This is a genomic window from Proteus sp. G2618 (genome assembly GCF_009915995.1).
GTDB classification, from domain to species: domain Bacteria; phylum Pseudomonadota; class Gammaproteobacteria; order Enterobacterales; family Enterobacteriaceae; genus Proteus; species Proteus terrae.
This window is the reverse complement of the sequence record NZ_JAABNI010000025.1, coordinates 62,400-84,670: the sequence shown is the minus strand read 5'-3', so window position 1 is coordinate 84,670 and position 22,271 is coordinate 62,400. Positions and strand designations below refer to the sequence as shown.

Genomic DNA, 22,271 nt, shown 5'->3' with positions numbered 1-22,271 from the left:
ATAGATAAAAGAAAGGAGCCGAGCAGCATTACGTTATTAATACTGCTCGTTTTTAATATTACTGTTTAATCGTACCGTTTTTTATTGTTCTGCGCTGTGTTTAAACTAATAAGCCCGGGAAAATAGAACGTAATCCGGTCACAATAAATTCAATACCTAACGACATTAATAATAAGCCCATTATACGAGTAACTACATTAATGCCAGTTTGCCCTAAATATTTCACTAATAGTGTTGCGCTGCGAAACAGCAACCAACAACAAAATGCAAAAAAGATGCTGGTTGCGGCTAATCCTAAAAAGTTAGTAAAACCTTCCCAGCGAGAACTCCACACAATACAAGAACTGATTGCTCCGGGTCCTGCCATTAATGGTAATGCTAAAGGCACAACAGCAACACTACTACGTACTGCGGATTCGTTTCGTTCCTGATTGTTTTGTTTATCTTCTCCTAAACGTCCATTTATCATGGTCATCGCAATAGTAACAATCAGCATTCCCCCTGCTATACGAAACGAGTCGATAGAAATACCGAAAACACTCAGTATAGAATCACCGATTAACAGAGAAGAAACTAAAATAATTGCAACGGAGCCATTCGCAATTAAGTTTGTTTTGTTACGCCCTGCATCAGTTTGATAACTCGTCATACTGATAAAGACAGGCAAAATACCAATTGGGTTTACAATCGCAAAAAGACCGACAAAAAATTTAATATAACCGGATAAATCCAGCAGTGACCCCATGAAAAGCCCCTTCTTGGCTAATAAACATGCGAATTATTCTATAAAAGATAGAGTAACTCCAAAAAATGCGCGTTACTTTAAATCAATAAACCAGTTAATTCTATTAGTTAACAAGTTTTTACCTAAAATATTCTCTTGTAAATAGATCAAAACCTAGAGGTTTAATTTTATATCGAAATAAACTGTACGACAAAAAAATCGTTGAACATTTATTGCATATGAGAATCATTCTCACAAATAGCCATGCTGAAAGGTGTCAGCTTGCTATTTTTGTGACATATATCACGTTAATTAATTAGAAAGATGGTAAGCTGTTATCATTCGAAGAAAGAGAGTTACTTCGAAAATATATTTGCCTTTATTATTGTTTTTTTTAAGTTTTTTAAGCAAATTATGCCCTCTAATAATTATTACTGAAATAAGCACATTATCATCTATCTAGGCTATTCTTATTAGTTATGATGAAAACGGCTAATTTGCTTAAAAAATTTAACATTTTATCAGGAGTCTCTTTATGTCTGTAACTAACGTTACTGAACTCAATGATTTGGTTGCTCGTGTAAAAAAAGCTCAACGTGAATTTGCTAACTTCTCTCAAGAACAAGTTGATGCTATTTTCCGTGCTGCTGCATTAGCTGCCGCTGATGCCCGTATTCCCCTTGCAAAATTGGCTGTTAAAGAGTCTGGTATGGGTATCGTTGAAGATAAAGTGATTAAAAACCACTTTGCTTCTGAGTATATCTACAATGCGTATAAAGACGAAAAAACCTGCGGGATCTTATCTGAAGATCTGACTTACGGCACAATTACCATTGCTGAACCTATTGGGATCATCTGTGGTATCGTACCAACAACTAACCCAACTTCTACTGCGATTTTTAAAGCATTAATTAGCTTAAAAACACGTAATGGTATTATCTTCTCTCCACACCCTCGTGCAAAAGAAGCGACAAACCGTGCTGCTGAAATCGTCTTAAATGCAGCTATTGCAGCAGGCGCACCAAAAGATATTATTGGTTGGATTGATGAGCCTTCAGTCGCTCTATCTAACGCATTAATGCACCATGATGATATTAACCTGATCTTAGCGACAGGTGGTCCAGGCATGGTTAAAGCAGCGTATAGTTCTGGTAAACCAGCTATTGGTGTTGGCGCAGGTAATACGCCAGTTGTTATTGATGACTCTGCTGATATCAAACGTGCAGTGGCTTCAATCTTAATGTCTAAAACTTTCGATAACGGCGTAATTTGTGCGTCAGAGCAATCTGTTATCGTTGTTGACAGCATTTATAAACAAGTTCGTGAGCGTTTCTCTACCCACGGCGGTTACATGCTGACAGGTAAAGAATTAAAAGCTGTTCAAGATATCATCTTAAAAGATGGTAACTTAAACGCAGCTATTGTGGGTCAACCTGCAACAAAAATTGCTGAAATGGCCGGCATTGAAGTACCAGTAAATACCAAAATTTTAATTGGTGAAGTAAAAGAAACAACCGAAGCTGAGCCGTTTGCTCACGAGAAATTATCTCCACTATTAGCAATGTATCATGCTCAATCATTTGAAGATGCAGTGTTAAAAGCTGAAAAATTAGTTGAGATGGGTGGTATCGGTCATACTTCTTGCTTATATACAGATCAAGATAACTGCCCTGAACATGTTGCCTATTTCGGCGACAAGATGAAAACATCTCGTATTTTAATCAATACTCCAGCATCTCAAGGTGGTATTGGTGACTTATATAACTTTAAACTTGCTCCTTCTCTAACATTAGGTTGTGGTTCATGGGGTGGTAACTCCATTTCTGAAAACGTAGGGCCAAAACACCTTATCAACACCAAAACCGTGGCGAAAAGAGCAGAAAATATGTTGTGGCATAAACTTCCTAAATCTATTTACTTCCGCCGTGGTTGTTTACCTATCGCACTGGAAGAGATTGCGACTGATGGTAAAAAACGTGCCTTTATCGTGACCGATGGTTTCTTATTCAACAATGGTTATGTTGATGAAGTCACTCGTGTACTGAAAAAATTTGGTGTTGAAACAGAAGTCTTCTTTGAAGTTGAAGCCGATCCAACATTAAGCGTTGTGCGTAAAGGTGCAGAACAGATGAACAGCTTTAAACCTGATGTGATCATCGCATTAGGTGGTGGTTCACCAATGGATGCTGCAAAAATCATGTGGGTTATGTATGAGCATCCAGAAACTCACTTTGAAGAATTAGCATTACGCTTTATGGATATCCGTAAACGTATTTACAAATTCCCGAAAATGGGTGTGAAAGCACAAATGGTTGCTATCACCACAACATCAGGTACTGGTTCTGAAGTAACACCATTTGCAGTAGTAACTGATGATGAAACAGGTCAGAAATACCCATTAGCAGACTATGCATTAACACCAGATATGGCTATCGTTGATGCAAACCTTGTTATGAATATGCCTAAATCTCTGTGTGCATTTGGTGGTTTAGATGCTGTAACTCACGCATTAGAAGCTTATGTTTCTGTATTAGCGAACGAATATTCTGACGGACAAGCACTGCAAGCATTAAAATTACTGAAAGAATATCTGCCAGCAAGTTATCATGAAGGTGCTAAAAACCCTGTTGCTCGTGAGCGTGTTCATAATGCGGCAACTATTGCTGGTATCGCTTTTGCAAACGCATTCTTGGGTGTTTGTCACTCAATGGCGCATAAATTAGGCTCTGAGTTCCATATTCCTCATGGTTTAGCTAATGCGTTATTAATTTCAAACGTTATTCGTTATAACGCTAATGACAACCCAACTAAACAAACGGCATTTAGCCAATACGATCGCCCTCAAGCACGTCGTCGTTATGCAGAAATTGCTGACCACTTAGAACTTTCAGCACCGGGTGATCGTACTGCTGCTAAGATTGAGAAATTGTTAGCTTGGTTAGAAGAAATGAAATCTTCATTAGGAATTCCATCTTCTATTCGTGAAGCTGGTGTTCAAGAAAGTGATTTCTTAGCAAGAGTTGATAAATTATCTGAAGATGCGTTTGACGATCAGTGTACTGGTGCTAACCCACGTTACCCACTGATCTCTGAATTAAAACAACTGTTATTAGATTCTTACTACGGTCGTGAATTTAATGAACATCCCGTTGTTGAAGTGAAAGAAGAGACAAAACCTGCTAAAAAAAGCAGTAAAAAATAATCGAAACACGCTGTGTTAGTGTGATCCTCAATATTTCGGTTATTTGTTCTTAAATAAACACCCAGTCTTATGGCTGGGTGTTTTTATGCTTCTTACTTATCTATATACATTTTGCTACTGATTTTTAAGATTGAGAAACAAGTCACAATAAGTCACTATTTAGTCATAAATCATAAGTATTTATACTTAATTAGTGAGTTTTATTTTTACTATAAAAATAGTGCCTTTCTTTGTATGTTTATAATTGGCTCTAAAAAAGGCACTGAGCAACTTATCTCTTAAGTTGCATCATTGCATTACCACGTTATAGAAAGTGCCTTATGAGTGATTACAGAGCGTATCAAACTCTTCTCCTCTTTCATTAGTTGGTATAATTATTTCACTCTTACCTTATTTCCCTCATAAAATGACTATAACGAAATGTTATTTGAAACCATCGTGTTCACGTTACGATTTGCAATCGTACTTTTATTCTTATCTGATAAAAAATAAATAGACTTAATCACATTGATTATTAATTAGTGCTCAAAATAAAGAAATATAAATATTTTATATCTCTAACTATCTTGAGTTTATAAGAAACATAGTTTCAATAAAATATTATCAAAATGAGGTTTGTTAGTTTGAGTCTGCTAAAGTAATAACGTAATAAAGGTCGCTATTTGTGCATTCCACTTAGAAGTTACTCCTTTAGGAGTATAAAAGTAGCCTATTTATCCGTATTAACAAGCATAAAGTGAAGTATTTTATTTCTTCAATAACAACTTAAGCACCTCATAATCGACATCTATAAAATTCGATATAAATGTTTCATTATACCAACCATAGATAAAAGAAATATTTCTTAGTATTTCATGACTATCTTTATTCAATTTTATTAAACTATGAATAATATAAATGCATCAAATGTCTCTCTCTCTTATCATTTGTAAAAAACAATATCGACATCACAAAACAAACACCTTACGTATATTTGATTATGTCTTTTTTGATTAATGATAATGAAATCGATGAAATAAATAAATTTCCCCATAAAAAAAACAACATATCTTTACAGAAGAAAATCAAACTCACCGCAATTTGATATAAAAAAAGCCAATAAATTGGCTAAAATTTAAAAAAATATAAACATTTTTTAGTATTACGTAATATAACTCTTTATTTAAATTATTATTTCATCCCCTCTTTCGCCCCAGCAAATTAGTAAAAGAGGGAAAATGAAAAGGCTACTCTTGTTCAATACACCCTTTTAGTGTTGCCTGCGTATAATGCTTACGGCAAACTGAAACATATTTTTCATTTCCACCAATTTCAACTTGAGCACCATCACTTAGTACATTTCCTTTATCATCTAAGCGTAATACTTTATTCGCCTTTCTACCGCAGTAACATACTGTTTTAAGTTCTACAAGCTTATCAGCCCATGCTAATAAATAAGCACTACCTGTAAATAACTCACCTCTAAAATCCGTTCTTAGCCCATATGTAAGAACGGGAATATCATAGGTATCCGTTATTTCACAAAGTTGTTCGACATGTGCCTTACTTAAAAATTGGCACTCATCAATCAATACACAATGAATAGGCTGTTTGTTATGCTCAGCAACAATAACGTCACGAATATTCATATCATCACTAAAGAGTAATGCATCCGCACTTAATCCTATTCTTGAGCTAATCTTTCCCTTTGCAAAGCGTGTATCAATAGCAGCAGTGAAAATCAATGTGCGCATTCCTCGTTCATTATAGTTATAAGAGGATTGCAATAAAGATGTTGATTTTCCAGCATTCATGGCTGAATAATAAAAGTAAAGCTGAGCCATCAGCTCTCTCCTTAAATAGTGTTTATTTTCACGAGCGACAGTCTAACATAAACAATCTACAAGTTATCCATAACAAGTATTTATTACCTTTATTTCTATTCTAGATATACCATCGAAAGATGAAGTTCGTTGTTAATGCTAATTTTTGCTTAAAAAATAAATAGCTTTAATAAGTACTTAACATATTAAAACACACCTTGATATACCTTTATTAAAGTATGAAAGTTAGTCCGATTCCATTTTTAGAAAAAAGTCCGTTATTATAAAAAAATGAACAAAGCTTTCTATTCTTTAGCATTAGCGCTATCATCAGTTAAAAGATGCATTTCCTTACTAATATTTCCTTTATTGACTAAAGATACCTCTACTTTTATTATTTTTTTCGTTGAGATATTAGTTTAAAAAAAAGAAATTTTACGTAAGGTTTGTATTTAGGTATTGCAGAAATTTAAATAGCAATCTATTATTAGTATTACATCAGCCAACAACATTTATTTGAGACCAGGAAAATGAGCGAATCTTTAAAAATATTAAATAACATCCGTACTCTCCGCGCACAAGCAAGAGAAACTTCTTTAGAAACTTTAGAAGAAATGCTGGAGAAACTCGAAGTTGTCGTTAATGAGCGTCGTGAAGAATTCTCATTAGAAAAAGCAGCTGAAGAAGAACGTGTTCAGAAATTACAAAAATACCGCGAAATGTTAGAAGAAGCCGGTATTGATCCAACAGACTTACTTGAAGCAAGTGCTGTTAATAAAACTGGCCGTGCTAAACGCGCCGCTCGCCCAGCTAAATACTCTTACGTTGATGATAATGGTGATACTAAAACTTGGACAGGCCAAGGTCGTACACCAGCTGTAATCAAACGTGCTATTGATGAAGAAGGCAAATCATTAGACGATTTCCTGCTGTAATTTAAGTCAATACTCTATTTGAAATACCCTTTTAATTATTTAAAAGGGTATTTTCTTGTTTACTTCATTTAATTAAACAAGCGTTTAATTTTAATATGTGCTGATGTTGTTTGTATTAGATGTAGGTAAGCAAAAATAAAAAATGTAATAACTTCGTTATTTATTTTTATTTATAATGAAAAAGGAGCTTTTATAGCTCCTTTTTTCTTTGATTTAATTAAACTAATGTTATTAATTTTTATAATAACTTAAATACCAATCAACAAACTGTTTTACGCCATATTCTACTGCTGTATTCGGTGAAAAACCGATTGTCTCAGACAAATCTTGGCAATCAGCACAAGTAGAAAGAACATCACCGTCTTGCATCGGCATTAAATTCAATTTAGCTTTAATATTGAGTGATTTTTCTATTGCTTCAATAAATGCCATCAATTTAGTTGGTTGCCCATTACCCACATTATAGATTTTATAAGGTGCAGAACTTGAAGATGTTTCACCTTTCTCTACTGTCCAGTTTTCATCTGCTTCTGGTACAACATTAACTAATCGAACCACTGATCCCACAATATCATCAACATAAGTGAAATCACGCGTCATATTTCCACCGTTATAAACATCAATAGGTTCACCCGCTAACATTGCTTTAGTGAACTTAAATAATGCCATATCAGGGCGGCCCCAAGGGCCATATACTGTGAAGAAACGTAATCCAGTTGTTGGTAATTGATATAGATGTGAATAGCTATGAGACATTAACTCATTGGCTTTCTTTGTTGCAGCATATAATGAAACAGGATGATCAACACTATCTTCTGTTGAGAAAGGCTGTTTCTGATTTAAACCATAAACAGAGCTTGAAGATGAGTAGATAAGATGTCCAACTTTATTATGGCGACATCCTTCTAATATATTAATATGACCAACGATATTCGCATCAATATATGCCATTGGATTTTCAATCGAGTAGCGAACTCCTGGTTGAGCTGCTAAATGAATAACTCGGTCAAATTGGTGTGATGCAAATAATTGAGCCACTTTTGCTGAGTCAACGATATCAAGTTTCTCAAAATGGAAATTTTCTAGCTGTTGTAATTTAGCTAATCGAGCTTCTTTTAAGCGCACATCATAATAGTCATTCAAGTTATCTATTCCAACAACATGATAACCCATTTCGATTAAACGCTGACTCATATGATAGCCAATAAAACCCGCAGCACCTGTTACCAATATTTTCATATTATCACTCAAATAACCCAATAATTTATTTTTATGTCAACGTTATCATGCTTAATATCACCTTGATTAAACATCATAACGCTTAACATCGTCATGCATTACAAAATCAACATGGCTCAATACTAAATGTATTGAGCCATACCTTAATCTCTTACAACCGCTTTATCTAGCTTTTCCCATAAAATACGCAACATGCATTTACGGAAATTATACAATGAAATTAACCATATAAATGATTATTAATAGGCTTTATCTCACTGTATCTTTAATGATTTTAGCCATTGTGCAAAATCTTCGCCAAACTCTTCGTGCTGTATTCCGTACTCTACGAAAGCTTTCATATATCCTAGTTTATTACCACAATCGTGGCTTTTCCCTTGTAGGTGATAAGCTTCAACAGCTTCTTTTTCAATCAGCATTGCGATCGCATCAGTTAACTGAATTTCATCTCCGGCACCCGGTGCGGTTTTCGCTAATAGAGGCCAAATACTTTCAGATAACACATAACGCCCTACGATAGATAAATTCGAAGGTGCTTCTTCTTTCTTAGGCTTTTCAACAACACGAGTAATTGGTTTGCTATCACCTGGGCATAAATTTTCGCCCATGCAATCAACAATACCATAATTAGAGACTTCATCTTCAGGAACAGGTTCAACAAGGATTTGACTTGCGCCTGAACGTTCAAAGTGAGAAAGCATCTCTTTTAAGTTAACTTTTGTTAAATCCGCACTGTATCTATCTAAAATAACATCAGGCAGGATAACAGCGAAAGGTTCATCACCAATTAGTGGCTTAGCACATAAAATAGCATGGCCTAATCCTTTTGCTATTCCCTGACGAGTTTGCATAATCGTGACATGGCTTGGACAAATACCTTGTACTTCTTCTAATAACTGACGTTTAACGCGTTTTTCTAAAATCGCTTCTAATTCAAAACTCGTATCAAAATGGTTTTCAATTGAATTTTTAGATGAATGTGTGACAAGCACAATTTCATTAATACCAGCTGCAATACATTCATTCACTACATATTGAATAAGAGGCTTATCAACCACTGGCAACATCTCTTTTGGAATTGCCTTGGTTGCAGGTAGCATTCTCGTTCCTAATCCTGCAACAGGGATCACCGCTTTTCTAACTTTACGCACTGCTGATGACATTATACTTCTCCTGCAATTCGTACCGTTCTACTTTCAAATATGAATGGGTACAATTAAAAAATAATCGCCAGAGTATACCAGCTAATATCTAAGGATAAACAGAGGCCTATCCGTTAATTGAGATAGTTCTTCATTTATGTTTAATATATGCACGATATTCTGTTTTTTATTTAATCTAAATTTAACTTTTATAGATAGGAGAAAACATTAATCTTATCTGATTTGTGTTATCCCAAATTTTGCATTGCCAATTTGTTCCCTCACATTTTACTTGATTAATATATAAAAGTTGCAATGTACCTAAGGGGACACCACTATTTAATTCAAATTTTTTACTTTCTGTTTTTATTTCAGCTTTTAAACCTGCTGATGCTAATAGTATATTTTTTTTCTGAGTATGATAATAACCGAGTATAATAGGAAATTGTCCTTTTACCCCAATCTCATTAAGCATTTTATTTAGCTTATTCAACATATTATACATACTTGGTAAAGATCGTACTTTTTCTGATGATTTTAATACATCATTAAAAACAACTCGTAAGAGTAAAGCGACTAAAAGCCCATTTTCATCATCTCTAGAAATATCGACACAATAGAAAATAATTTGATCTTCTGATAAAGCCGCAATATCAAATAATAACCCCATTTTAGCGATATCATTTAATTGACGATAATTAACACAATATCCCGCAACAACTTGCTTAACCTGAGGTTGCATCTGTTTTATGAACGACTGAATATAATGGGTATCTTTTCGTAAGCTATTCCAAAGTGGCTCTAAATGTATACCTTCTATTAATACTGATTCAAAAAAGCCAGGGCATAATACTTCAATAACTTTTTGTTTTAATTTATCAAGATGTGTTATTGGCTTAAGGAAAATCTCTTGTGCCCCTAAACGCAACATATCATCTATTTCAGCCATATTATCTGTACATGAAATAGCAATAACAGGAATAGCCAGTTTTCGTTGTTCAAGATGACACAAAAAAGTGGGTCCATTCATTACCGGCATACGGATATCACATAAAATAAGATCAGGGAGCAATCCTTCCTCTAATAAAGATAATGCTTGGCTACCATTATCTGTTGTATAGACACAAGCCTTCTCATGTGAGAAATATTCCGTCAACATTGTGCGAAAAACGACCTCATCATCAATTATTAAGATTTTTTTACCTACTAAGGCTTTGTTCATTGGTGACTCCGGTAACTATCGTTTCACATGCTGATTAATTAGCGCTACATTATCAGTTTAATTCAACATTGACGTTAATTATTCCCAATCGTTACTTTTTTCAATCTATGGGAAATCGTCATACTGATAACGTGAGTTAGGACATTATTTTGTCGAGTTTATGCCCCTGCAATAGCCAATTACTCTACTCTGATTGCTGTGAGCCTTACCATTTAGGTCAAAAAAACGCTCCTACAGCAGAAGCATTGATGCGTTCGCGTTATAGCGCGTTCGTTAAACATAATGCTGATTACTTAATAAAGACGTGGCATCCTTCTTGCCGTGTTGCCTCCCTGCATGATGAATTAGTTTCAGGCTTTCCAAATACACAATGGCTTGGACTCAATATTATCTCATCGCAAGCGAGCACAAATAAAAATGAGGCATATGTTGAATTCTCGGCTTGCTTTATTGAAAGAAATGCCGATGATAAACGGTACTTACATGAACGCTCTCGTTTTCTAAAAATAGATGACTGTTGGTTTTATATTGACGGTGTGAAACCGAAAGTGGGACGAAACGATCCCTGCCTTTGTGGCTCAGGACGTAAATACAAAAAATGTTGTGAAAATAACATCAAATAACTGCAAACACAGAAGTAAAAGAAAGGATTTATCCATACATGCAACACCAAAATACTCAAAAAAAAATACTGCGTACTATTTGCCCTGATGCAAAAGGACTTATCGCTAAAATCACGAATATTTGCTACAAACATCAATTAAATATTGTTCAAAATAGTGAATTTGTTGATCATCGTACAGGTCGCTTTTTTATGCGCACCGAGCTGGAAGGTATCTTTAATGATGAAACCTTTCTTGCGGATTTAGATGATGCTTTACCACAAGGCTCAAAACGCGAATTAAATACCGCAGGCCGTCGTCGCATTGTCATTATGGTGACAAAAGAAGCACACTGCTTGGGTGACTTATTAATGAAAAGTGCATTTGGTGATTTGGATGTTGAAATTGCCGCCGTCATTGGTAACCACGACACGTTAAAACATTTAGTAGAACAATTTGGTATTCCCTTCCATCTTGTTAGCCATGAAGGCTTAACTCGTGATCAGCATGATGAAAAATTAATTGCACAAATTAATCAATACAAACCTGATTATGTTGTACTCGCAAAATATATGCGTGTATTAACACCTGCATTTGTACAAAATTTCCCAAATCAAATTATCAATATTCACCACTCTTTCTTACCGGCCTTTATTGGTGCCCGTCCTTACCATCAGGCTTATGAGCGCGGTGTTAAAATCATTGGTGCAACAGCACACTACGTAAATGATAATTTAGATGAAGGTCCAATCATCACTCAAAACGTGATTAATGTTGACCATACGTTTTCTGCTGAAGATATGATGAGAGCGGGTCGAGATGTTGAAAAGAATGTTCTTAGCCATGCTTTATATTGGGTATTTTCACAACGAGTTTTCGTTTACGGTAACAGAACCATCATTTTATAAGTTTTCTGTCACTAATAACGTACACATTACGGCTATCTAAATGTAAACCGCGATATAAAGCATATCGCGGTTTATTTTTCCCCCCTTATTAACATAGATCATATTGCTTAAAATCAATACGATAGCGCATAAAGCTTGAACAATACGAACATTTTTACATCAGTCAGTAGATTTTTAGCAAAATAGCGCTTTACAGATCTCAGGTATTTGGTATTATTGCGCCCGCTGTCACGGACAGCAAAACAATTTAATGTTGGTGGGATACCCAAGCGGCCAAAGGGAGCAGACTGTAAATCTGCCGTCACAGACTTCGAAGGTTCGAATCCTTCTCCCACCACCATCTCCTCTTAGCTTTACTCTATAAAAATTCTTTTTATTCCATTTTATCAATTAAATCCAAAAATCGATTCAATACACTTGAATGATACTTAGATTTATAGATATAACAGCTATACCGTATTTCAGGTTTCGTTAATGGTATAAAACATAAGTCTGCTTCGTACTCATTTTTCAATGGGTTTTCGTCAGTTAATAAAAGAGAATGATGTGTTTGAATAAAACGTAAACAGCAATTAAGATCATCCATTATTCTGACACACACGGTTTTCCCTCTATTCCCGATTTCGCTCTCTAATTTTTTTATCTTAGTTGTCTTGTATAATGCCGGATCACATAACCAAATATTTTCACTTAAAAGCCTATCAATATTATTATTCACACTATTCACAAGTATTTTTTGACAACAAATACCTAAGTGTTTATTTTCTATTTTATGAAGAAGGCTAAATTTTTCACTAATAATTTTCTCAGAGCTTAATATTAATGTATTACCATCATAGTCGGGTATTTCTTCAAAATTTTCTTTTGAAAATCGCATGATATTTATATGGGAATAATTTTTATTTGCTGCCTGATAAAACTGAGTTAAATACTGACTTTTCCCCCAATCATAATAAACATGAATGCTATTGTTTATGATCCCCGAGATATGTTTTTTAGTTATCTCTTTCTCCTGAAGATAAAGCGATTTCAAATCATTATAAAGCTCAAGTCCTTCTTGAGTTAAACTCATACCGAACTTCTCTCGCTTAAATAAACGCTTTCCTAATACGGCCTCAAAGTCTTTGATAGATTTAGCGACGGGGGGTGTCGTGCGATTCATCACGCGTGCGGCTTTACTTAACGAGCCATTTTCGACTACAGCCATAAAGGCTTCTAACTTACGAGAAAAAAACATAATTCACCATTCCTTTGCTGTGTAGAATAAAATAATTTCATCAATTCATTTAATGTAAATAAAATAGTGATTAATTAATTTAAAATTTAAATTTATATAAAAGCAGTTTTATATAAATATTCCTTTACCTCCTTTTAATGAATGCAATTTATAACTACAATATTATTTTTATTATGTCATCATTCTTCACATATAAAGAATAATAATACTTATATTCTTCTATCAAAGATTAGTTTATGTTTCTAGTTTGTTTAATTAATATTTTTTGTTATGCAATTAATTATTTTTATTAAATTAACACAGTCTATTTAATGACTTTTATTTTTATCTAATTTTATCTTTCTCTTGATAAGCCGTGCCATCATTTCAGTGATTTGCTTACATTCATTTTATGATCCTGCTAGTATAAGACATCCTATTATTCAATATATAAATGGTTACAGTCACATGAAATTTGTCTCTTTCAATATTAATGGTTTACGCGCTCGTCCTCACCAACTTGAAGCTATCATAGAAAAAAATCAGCCGGATGTTATTGGACTTCAAGAAACGAAAGTTCATGATGATATGTTTCCATTAGATACAGTGGGTGCTTTGGGGTATCACGTTTTCTATCATGGTCAAAAAGGGCATTATGGCGTTGCTTTACTCACAAAAGAGAAGCCCGTTGCAGTGCGTAAAGGCTTTCCGGGTGATGATGACGATGCTCAGCGCCGAATGATCATGGCTGATATAGAAACACCAGCGGGTTTATTAACGGTCATGAACGGCTATTTTCCTCAAGGTGAGAGCCGTGATCATGAAACTAAATTCCCGGCAAAAGAAAAATTCTATGCTGATCTGCAAAATTACCTAACCACCAGCTTAAAACCGACCTCTCCAGTGCTTATTATGGGTGATTTAAATATCAGCCCAACAGATAAAGACATTGGTATTGGCGAAAATAATATGAAGCGCTGGTTAAAAACAGGCAAATGTTCTTTTCTACCAGAAGAGCGGGAATGGCTGGCAACATTAATGGGGTGGGGATTAACAGATACATTCCGCCAACAACATCCTGAAACTGATGATAAATTCTCGTGGTTTGATTATCGTTCTAAAGGATTCGATGATAATCGAGGCTTACGTATTGACTTACTTCTAGCAAGTCGCGACTTAGCGGATAATTGTATTTCAACAGGAATTGATTACGAGATCCGAGGAATGGAAAAACCCTCTGATCACGCGCCAGTTTGGGCTGAATTTAAAATATAATTAAATTAAATTTTAATTCAATAAAAGCACTTACCTGAGATAACGCAGGAAGTGCTTTTTATTTGTGCTTAATAATCCGTTGTTGCTGCTTTATTCTGCGCTTTATTTTTTGTAGCGCCTGCTTTGTTACTTCCTTTAGTTGCAGCCTTACGCTTTTTATTATGCGCCGGTGCGGGAAGATTTCTGAAAGCTTGAATATTCGGGCGACGTTTCGCTTGAGTAATCAACTCTATCAAGGTGTTATTTAATGGCATCATAAAATCTTGATATTTAAATTGCTTCTCACTAATTTGCGTGAGTATCGATTCCCAATGTGCAGTCATATCCGGTAAAGTTGCCATATCTGGCAATACATGAATTAATGCTCTACCTGCTGGAGTTGAGTTAATGGCTCGTCCTTTCTTTTGCAAAAAGCCTCGCTTAAATAACAGCTCAATAATTCCCGCCCTTGTCGCTTCAGTACCTAATCCATCCGTCGCTCTTAGGATTTTCTTAAGTTCTTTATCTTGAACAAAGCGCGCAATTCCTGTCATAGCAGAAAGCAATGTCGCATCAGTAAAAGGTCTTGGTGGCTGCGTTTGCTTTTCAACAATCTCTCCCTTTTCACACAGCAACTCATCACCTTTCGCCACTACTGGCAATGCAGAACCATCATTTTCGGCATCTTGCTCTTTCGCACCTAATAATATTCGCCATCCTGTTTGCGCTAAAAAACGCGCTTTAGCGATAAATTTGCCATTCTCAATATCAAGTTCAATAACGCATTTACGATAAACAGCATCAGGCATAAATTGCATTAGATATTGGCGAGCCACGAGATAATAAATATTTTTCTCATTTTCACTTAATGAGATATTACCTGTTTTTGCCGTTGGAATAATTGCATGGTGGGCATCAACTTTTTTGTCATCCCAGCAACGATTCTTTTTATCAATATCTAAGGTATCTTGCGGTAATAGGCTTGCATCATGTGTGCTAATCGCATTAATAACAGCATGGCGACCAGCAAAATGCTCATCAGGCAAATAACGACTGTCAGAACGCGGATAAGTGATTAATTTATGCGTTTCATATAGTCTTTGGCATGTATCTAAGACTTGCTGTGCGCTTAAACCAAAGCGTTTTGCGGCTTCAATTTGTAATGCGGAAAGCGAAAAAGGAAGCGGTGCTATTTCAGATTCTTGCTTATCTTGATAATCCGTTACATTGGCAGGTTTATCTTTAATTCGCTCAACAACATGCTCTGCAAGCTTACGATTTAATAATCGCCCTTCTTCATCTTGCCAAGGTTCACAGTGCTCGCTTGGCTGCCAAATCGCGGTAAAGCGTTCATCGGCAGGTGTTACAACATGAGCTTTAACTTCAAAGAAATCTTTAGGCACAAAATTTTCAATTTCTTCATCACGACGAACCACTAAGCCTAATACGGGTGTTTGTACTCGCCCCACGGACAATACACCTTGATAACCATTGCGTTGACCTAAAAGCGTATAGGCTCGAGTCATGTTAATACCATAAAGCCAGTCTGCTCTTGCTCGTGCCAAAGCCGATACACACAATGGTACAAACTCATGGTTATAACGTAGCTTATCAATAGCACGCGTCACTGCCGCTGGGTTTAAGTCATTAATTAAGCAACGACGCGCCTGTTTTCTTTGGTCTTCGCTGATATTTAAATAGTTAAGCACTTCATCGACTAGAAGCTGACCTTCACGATCGGGATCTCCCGCGTGGATCACTTCTTTTGCCTGCTTAAGTAGTGTTTTGATAGTTTCTAGCTGCTTTTTAACATCAGCTCGGGGCTTGAGTTGCCATTTTTCAGGAATAATAGGCAAATCATCTAACGACCAGCGGGCGTACCGCGGGTCGTATGCATCCGGCTCAGCTTGTTCAAGTAAGTGACCAACACACCACGTCACATACTGGTTATCACCACAAAGAATAAAACCATCGCCCCTTTTATGAGGTTTTGGCAATACATCAGCAATAGCACGAGCAAGGCTGGGTTTTTCTGCAATAAATAATCTCATTACGTTAGTTAATCACTTCAATCAACGCTTTTCCAGCTACTGGCGCTGTTAGCTCACCAATAGAAGTTAATTCGATATCAAAACGTGAGGCAACCTCTTTCACTTGTTCAACCGCTTCAGGCAATACTGCTAATAATAAACCACCTGATGTTTGCGGATCACAGAGTAATTTACGTTGCATTTCAGTGATCTCACCAATTAAATGACCATAACTTTCAAAGTTACGCCCAGTACCACCCGGAACACAGCCTTGTTCAATATAAGACTCTACTTCTGGTAATCTTGGTACTTGTGAGAAATGAATAGTGGCTTGTACACCAGAGCCGTCACAAATTTCACTTAAATGCCCTAATAAACCAAATCCTGTAACGTCAGTCATTGCAGTGACGCCTTCGATATCAGAAAAATCAGAACCGGCTTTATTCATGCGGCACATAATTTCTGTCGCTAAACCTTGGTGCTCTGGTTTTAACAGACCTTTCTTCTCAGCGGTTGTTAATACACCAATACCCAAAGGTTTCGTTAAAAAGAGCTGGCACCCAGCTTTAGCTTCACTATTTTTCTTCACTTTGCTGACAGGCACAACACCTGTTACTGCAAGGCCAAAAATAGGTTCTGGTGCATCAATTGAGTGACCACCAGCTAGTGAAATTCCTGCTTCTTGGCAAGCGGCTCGGCCGCCCTCAATCACTTCGCGCGCGATTTCAGGTGCTAGTTTATCAATAGGCCAACCTAAAATAGCAATCGCCATAATAGGTTTACCACCCATCGCGAAGATATCACTGATTGCATTTGTTGCAGCGATACGCCCAAAATCATAAGGGTTATCAACGATTGGCATAAAGAAATCAGTAGTGCTGATAATACCTGTACCATTTCCTAAATCATAAACAGCAGCATCATCTTTGGTTTCATTACCTACGAGTAAATGAGGATCATGAAATTTAGCTTGTTCGCTATGTAAAATGGTTTCTAAAACTTTTGGTGAGATCTTACAACCACAACCTGCACCATGACTGTACTGTGTTAAACGAATTGCTTCAGACATAACATGCCATCCTTTTTAAAAATAAGTCACAAAATCAGTTAAGTCAGCAGGAGAAACCGTCATTGGCGCTTTCAGGGCTGGCGTGCCTAAATAAAGAAAACCAATAATCTGGTCGTGTTCACCACAGCCAAGTCCTTCTCTTACCACTGCATCATGAGTCCAAGAACCTGAACGCCAAATTCCCCCAAATCCTTGAGCAACCGCCGCCATTTGCATTGCTTGAACACTACAACCAGCAGCGACAACTTGCTCCCATTCAGGAACCTTTGGATGATCTTTCACTTTCGCAATAACAGTGATGATTAATGGGGCACGAAAAGGTGCATTTTTTGCTTTTTCTTCAACTTCTGGCCCTAAATTACCCACAACCGCGGCTTTATGCAGTAATTGGCTAAAACGCTCTATGCCTTCATTTTGCATCACAACAAAATGCCAAGGCTTAAGTGCACCATGATCAGGTGCGCGCATACCGGCTTGTAAAATAGTATTGAGGGCTTCACTATCAGGGGCTGGAGTAGTCAGTCGAGAAGCTGAACGGCGGTTCAAAAGCAGTGTTAATGCATCCATTTTTATTCTCCTGTCAGCATTTTATTTTAGCAAGATCCCATTCTTATGGGGATGGACAGTTCTTATCAATTCGCAGTATAACAAACTGTTATATTACCACCATCCATAGATTTAGGCGGGAATTTTTCTAAAAATCAGCTGTGTGGTTATTTAATCGTAATTTACTGTTCATAAAATGATTAATCTTGGCTTACTAAGTTAATTTAAGCTTATTTTGATCCTACTTTCTTTTTAATTCGATGAATTCCTATATTACTTTGATGCCTTTTTGTGTGAAATTATTTAGCTATTTTTACGTAAGATAAGTGTTTACTTAATAACATCTTAAGCAAAATTTATCATTAGTGGTTTCCTAAAAATCAATGACAGACATTCAATAAGAGCTATATTAGAATATTCCTTCATTGTTATTGCTATTCTCTCTATTGCTAACAACATTTTTTGTTTTAATAGTATGAGATTATGTGGATGTAGCCTGCTTACTAATAATTCTAGCATGACTGTTTAGGATTAAAATTTAGCTTTACATGATGTGGAGATAATATGAATAAAATTATGGAGTTAATCGGCGCAATATTAAAATTCAGTTGGCAAGCCATTAACTTTATCAGGAAATTAATCTTAAACGTTATTTTCTTTTTCCTTCTCTTTATGGTCATTGGTATTTTCTTAATTAGCAAAGAAGCACAAAAACCAGTGGATTATGAAGGTGCCCTTCTTGTTGATCTGAAAGGTGTGATTGTTGACCAAACTGCAACCCAAAATCCTTTAGGAGAAGTTGGACGGGAGCTTTTAGGTGTTTCTAGTAGCCAGCTTCAAGAAAATTCATTATTTGAAGTTGTCGATACGCTACGCCTAGCCTCTCAAGATCCGAAAATTAAAGGTATGGTGCTTAAACTTGATGAATTTGCAGGCGCAGATCAGCCCTCGCTAAATTATATTGGTAAAGCACTTAATGAATTTAAAAAGACAGGTAAACCGATTTTTGCAGTGAGTGGCTATTACAGTCAGCCACAATATTATCTCGCCTCTTATGCAGATAAAATTTATCTCACCCCTCAGGGTGCTGTGGGTGTTTATGGTTATGGCTTTCAAAATCTCTATTACAAAACACTGTTAGAAAACTTAAAAATTAGTACTCATATTTTCCGTGTCGGAACGTATAAATCTGCGGTTGAGCCATTAATGCGTAATGACATGTCTGCTGAATCTCGAGATGCGTCATTACGTTTAGTTAATGCACTATGGTCTACATATTTAACCCAAGTTGCAGAAAACCGTAGCATTACCACAGAAGATGTTTTCCCTGGCGCAAAAGAGATGATTGCACAGCTACGTAATGCAGATGGGAATAACGCAACTTATGCACTAAATCGTAAATTAGTGGATTCTGTAAGCTCATACGCTCAATTTGAAGCAGATATGACAGAAACCTTTCAGTGGGATAAAGAGAACCAGCAATTTAACAATATCAGCATTTATGATTATGCCGATACGCTAACCTCATCATTACCTGCAAGTGATGAAGGTAATATTGCCGTAGTCGTTGTTCAAGGTGCCATTATTGATGGTGAAAGTATCCCGGGCTCTGCGGGAGGGTCAACCATTGCTAATCAAATTCGTCAAGCACGTTTAGATCCAAATATTAAGGCACTTGTATTACGTGTAAATAGCCCTGGTGGTAGTGTGTCTGCATCAGAGCAAATACGTAGTGAAGTTGCTGCCTTTAAGCAACAGAAAAAATATGTGGTTGTTTCAATGGGTGGTTTAGCTGCATCAGGTGGGTATTGGATCTCAACTCCTGCGAGTAAGATTATTGCTAGCCCATCAACATTAACTGGCTCGATTGGTATTTTTGGCGTTATTAATACTTTCGAAAATAGCTTAGAGTCTATTGGTGTTTATACTGATGGTGTCACAACATCACCATTAGCCGGATTATCTGTCACAAATAAACTACCTGAAGAATTTGCAGAGCTTTTACAGCTCAATATCGAAAGTGGCTATAAAACGTTTCTTAATTTAGTAGCAGAATCTCGTAAAAAAACACCCGCTCAAATTGATCGCATTGCTCAAGGCCGAGTGTGGGTAGGAATAGATGCAAAGAATGTGGGTTTAGTCGATGAGTTTGGTGATTTTGATGATGCTATTGATGCCGTTGCTAAAATGGCAAAAATTGACCAACCTGTTATTGATTGGATGAAACCAGAACTAAGCCTGTCAGAGCAGATCATAATGAGCTTGTCGTCTAACGCAAAAGCACTTCTTCCTGATCCGTTACAAGCTTATATTCCTGCGCCTGTTTTAAAAGAAGTTAAAACACAGACAGAGTTTTATCGCAATATGAACGATCCGCTAAATCGCTATGCGTATTGTTTATCTTGTGGTGATATTCAATAGTCTTTCCACTGATACACCTGTTCACACTGAGCAGGTGTATTTCTCTCTTTTTTCTGGCTTTTGATAGAATGATATTCTGATGAATGATTTTTGTTCGTCTATATTCAAACTATTTTTAACACAATGATTTAAAGTAGATATTAGTCAGTCTCCATTTTCTTTTTTTAGCATCCTTTCCTTTTTTTATTCTGCAAACCCCCTATAATCAGGTATTTCTCACAGCTTAATAAGAGTGCTTTTTCTGATGCAAAAGAAATCAATCTACGTTGTTTATACTGGCGGTACTATTGGTATGCAACATTCTGAACATGGCTATATTCCTGTATCAGGACATTTACAACGCCAATTAGCTAAAATGCCAGAATTCCACCGTGAGGAGATGCCTGATTTCACAATCAAAGAGCACCTTCCTTTAATTGATTCTTCAAATATCACACCAGAAGATTGGCAATCCATTGCTGATGATATTAATGAAAATTATCACAACTATGATGGGTTCGTTATTCTTCATGGTACAGATACCATGGCATTTACCGCATCAGCACTCTCTTTTATGTTTGAGAATCTTAGCAAACCAATTATCGTTACTGGCTCTCAAATTCCTTTAGAAGCCTTACGTTCTGACGGGCAAACAAACCTATTAAATGCGCTTTACCTCGCAGCACATCACCCAATTAATGAAGTGGCGCTATTTTTTAATAATACGCTGTATCGTGGAAACCGCACAGTAAAAGCGCATGCAGATGGTTTTAACGCCTTTGCATCACCAAATAGCGCCCCACTGTTAGAAGCGGGTATTAATATTAAACAATTTAAAATTAACTCATTTCCAAAAGGGAAAGGGGAATTTATTGCACATAATATTACACCTCAGCCGATCGGCGTTGTCACCATTTATCCAGGTCTTTCAGATGAAGTTGTTAAAAATATCCTGATGCAACCTGTAAAAGCCTTAATTTTGCGCTCTTATGGTGTCGGTAATGCGCCATCGCATCCTGCCCTACTCTCAACCCTACGTGAAGCAACTGAGCGTGGAATTGTTGTTATCAACCTTACGCAATGTATTTCTGGTCGAGTGAATATGGAAGGTTATGCAACAGGTCAAGCATTAGCGGAAGTGGGTGTGATCAGTGGCTTTGATATGACATTTGAAGCAACATTAACTAAACTGCATTATCTCCTTAGCCAACAATATAATTACACTGAGATCTGCCGACTAATGCAACAAAACCTTCGCGGTGAAATGACATTAGACGATAACAACTAAGCTTAATCTAAAGGTAAAATTGGTGAAAAATTCCGCACTGTTATTGGTTGATATACAAAACGACTTTTGTACTGGTGGTGCATTAGCTGTTAATGAAAGCGATATAGTGATACAAACAGCCAACCAACTTATTCATGATTTTAAGCTATCTAAAAATCCCATTATTGCCAGTTTAGATTGGCACCCAGCCGATCATCTTAGCTTTGCTGAAAATTCAGACACTGTTGTAGGGGAAATTGGAACGCTTAATGGATTACCACAAGTATGGTGGCCTGTGCATTGTGTACAAAATTCTTATGGTGCTGCATTTCACCCTGAATTAAACCAAGCACTAATAAACCATATTATTTACAAAGGGCAAAATCGCCTTATTGATAGTTATAGTGCCTTTTTTGATAACGACCATGAATATCAGACGGGCTTACATACTCTTTTGCAAACACTGAATATAAAACATCTTTATATTTTAGGAATTGCTACGGATTATTGCGTTAAATATACGGTACTGGATGCTTTACAGTTAGGTTATCAAGTGACGGTGATTACAGATGGTTGTCGCGGCGTAAATATTCAAGATGATGATAGCGAAAAAGCACTAGAAGAGATGCGGGCAAAAGGTGCGGTATTAATTGATTCAGCACATTGGCTTAATCGTAACAATCAATAGGTTCGTTATTTTCTTCATCTTCATA

Annotated in this window: 17 protein-coding genes and 1 tRNA gene; 9 read left to right on the top strand and 9 right to left on the bottom strand. The window is 36.3% G+C overall.

Annotation, left to right across the window (positions count from 1 at the left end):
- Nucleotides 1-100 precede the first annotated feature (100 nt).
- Nucleotides 101-745 carry a YchE family NAAT transporter gene (locus GWJ01_RS15255; RefSeq protein WP_109393910.1) on the bottom strand — a complete coding sequence of 215 codons (645 nt, stop codon included), beginning with the start codon at nt 743-745 and terminating at the stop codon, nt 101-103.
- Between the two features lie 514 nt (nt 746-1,259).
- On the opposite strand from GWJ01_RS15255, the gene adhE reads away from it, so the two are divergent.
- Nucleotides 1,260-3,926 (top strand): bifunctional acetaldehyde-CoA/alcohol dehydrogenase, encoded by a 2,667-nt coding sequence (gene adhE, locus GWJ01_RS15250; RefSeq protein ID WP_075673957.1) that lies wholly within the window; start codon nt 1,260-1,262, stop codon nt 3,924-3,926.
- Between the two features lie 1,226 nt (nt 3,927-5,152).
- Here adhE and GWJ01_RS15245 read toward each other — a convergent pair.
- Nucleotides 5,153-5,749: a thymidine kinase gene (locus tag GWJ01_RS15245; protein WP_023581977.1), complete on the bottom strand. Its 597-nt coding sequence runs from the start codon at nt 5,747-5,749 to the stop codon at nt 5,153-5,155.
- A gap of 509 nt (nt 5,750-6,258) precedes the next feature.
- Here GWJ01_RS15245 and hns point away from each other — a divergent pair.
- Nucleotides 6,259-6,663: a histone-like nucleoid-structuring protein H-NS gene (gene hns / locus GWJ01_RS15240; protein ID WP_109393912.1), complete on the top strand. Its 405-nt coding sequence runs from the start codon at nt 6,259-6,261 to the stop codon at nt 6,661-6,663.
- Nucleotides 6,664-6,894: 231 nt separating this feature from the next.
- On the opposite strand, the gene GWJ01_RS15235 is transcribed toward hns, so the two are convergent.
- From GWJ01_RS15235 to rssB, 3 genes are all read right to left on the bottom strand, one after another.
- On the bottom strand, nt 6,895-7,902 hold the full coding sequence (locus GWJ01_RS15235) for an NAD-dependent epimerase (RefSeq protein ID WP_109393913.1): 1,008 nt from the start codon (nt 7,900-7,902) through the stop codon (nt 6,895-6,897).
- Nucleotides 7,903-8,156: 254 nt separating this feature from the next.
- Nucleotides 8,157-9,065 (bottom strand): UTP--glucose-1-phosphate uridylyltransferase GalU, encoded by a 909-nt coding sequence (gene galU, locus GWJ01_RS15230; protein WP_098942564.1) that lies wholly within the window; start codon nt 9,063-9,065, stop codon nt 8,157-8,159.
- 181 nt (nt 9,066-9,246) lie between these two features.
- The gene (gene rssB, locus GWJ01_RS15225; protein ID WP_109393914.1) at nt 9,247-10,266 is read right to left on the bottom strand and encodes a two-component system response regulator RssB; all 1,020 of its coding nucleotides are present in this window, start codon (nt 10,264-10,266) and stop codon (nt 9,247-9,249) included.
- 149 nt (nt 10,267-10,415) lie between these two features.
- Here rssB and GWJ01_RS15220 point away from each other — a divergent pair, with 149 nt between their 5' ends.
- The 3 genes from GWJ01_RS15220 (at nt 10,416) to GWJ01_RS15210 (ending at nt 12,116) form a co-directional block, all read left to right on the top strand.
- Nucleotides 10,416-10,889 (top strand): YchJ family protein, encoded by a 474-nt coding sequence (locus GWJ01_RS15220; protein WP_109401762.1) that lies wholly within the window; start codon nt 10,416-10,418, stop codon nt 10,887-10,889.
- Nucleotides 10,890-10,927: 38 nt separating this feature from the next.
- Nucleotides 10,928-11,776 carry a formyltetrahydrofolate deformylase gene (gene purU / locus GWJ01_RS15215; protein WP_109393916.1) on the top strand — a complete coding sequence of 283 codons (849 nt, stop codon included), beginning with the start codon at nt 10,928-10,930 and terminating at the stop codon, nt 11,774-11,776.
- Nucleotides 11,777-12,031: 255 nt separating this feature from the next.
- Nucleotides 12,032-12,116, top strand: a tRNA-Tyr gene (locus GWJ01_RS15210).
- Nucleotides 12,117-12,149: 33 nt separating this feature from the next.
- Here the strand turns inward: GWJ01_RS15210 and GWJ01_RS15205 are convergent.
- The gene (locus GWJ01_RS15205; protein WP_109393917.1) at nt 12,150-13,013 is read right to left on the bottom strand and encodes a helix-turn-helix domain-containing protein; all 864 of its coding nucleotides are present in this window, start codon (nt 13,011-13,013) and stop codon (nt 12,150-12,152) included.
- Nucleotides 13,014-13,460: 447 nt separating this feature from the next.
- On the opposite strand from GWJ01_RS15205, the gene xthA reads away from it, so the two are divergent.
- Nucleotides 13,461-14,267: an exodeoxyribonuclease III gene (gene xthA, locus GWJ01_RS15200; protein ID WP_161711263.1), complete on the top strand. Its 807-nt coding sequence runs from the start codon at nt 13,461-13,463 to the stop codon at nt 14,265-14,267.
- 68 nt (nt 14,268-14,335) lie between these two features.
- On the opposite strand, the gene GWJ01_RS15195 is transcribed toward xthA, so the two are convergent.
- From GWJ01_RS15195 to GWJ01_RS15185, 3 genes are read right to left on the bottom strand one after another with little or no spacing between them, the layout of a single operon-like run.
- The gene (locus tag GWJ01_RS15195) at nt 14,336-16,297 is read right to left on the bottom strand and encodes a DNA topoisomerase III (protein ID WP_109401761.1); all 1,962 of its coding nucleotides are present in this window, start codon (nt 16,295-16,297) and stop codon (nt 14,336-14,338) included.
- Between the two features lie 4 nt (nt 16,298-16,301).
- Nucleotides 16,302-17,345 (bottom strand): selenide, water dikinase SelD, encoded by a 1,044-nt coding sequence (gene selD / locus GWJ01_RS15190; protein WP_109393920.1) that lies wholly within the window; start codon nt 17,343-17,345, stop codon nt 16,302-16,304.
- Between the two features lie 15 nt (nt 17,346-17,360).
- Nucleotides 17,361-17,912 carry an NAD(P)H nitroreductase gene (locus tag GWJ01_RS15185; protein WP_023581966.1) on the bottom strand — a complete coding sequence of 184 codons (552 nt, stop codon included), beginning with the start codon at nt 17,910-17,912 and terminating at the stop codon, nt 17,361-17,363.
- Between the two features lie 543 nt (nt 17,913-18,455).
- Between GWJ01_RS15185 and sppA the strand changes: the two genes are divergently transcribed.
- The 3 genes from sppA to pncA all read left to right on the top strand — a co-directional run bounded on the left by sppA (nt 18,456) and on the right by pncA (nt 22,246).
- Nucleotides 18,456-20,312: a signal peptide peptidase SppA gene (gene sppA / locus GWJ01_RS15180; protein ID WP_109393921.1), complete on the top strand. Its 1,857-nt coding sequence runs from the start codon at nt 18,456-18,458 to the stop codon at nt 20,310-20,312.
- Nucleotides 20,313-20,556: 244 nt separating this feature from the next.
- The gene (gene ansA / locus GWJ01_RS15175) at nt 20,557-21,579 is read left to right on the top strand and encodes an asparaginase (RefSeq protein ID WP_161711262.1); all 1,023 of its coding nucleotides are present in this window, start codon (nt 20,557-20,559) and stop codon (nt 21,577-21,579) included.
- Between the two features lie 22 nt (nt 21,580-21,601).
- Complete coding sequence (gene pncA, locus GWJ01_RS15170) at nt 21,602-22,246, top strand: bifunctional nicotinamidase/pyrazinamidase (protein ID WP_109401758.1); 645 nt, start codon at nt 21,602-21,604, stop codon at nt 22,244-22,246.
- Nucleotides 22,247-22,271 lie beyond the last annotated feature (25 nt).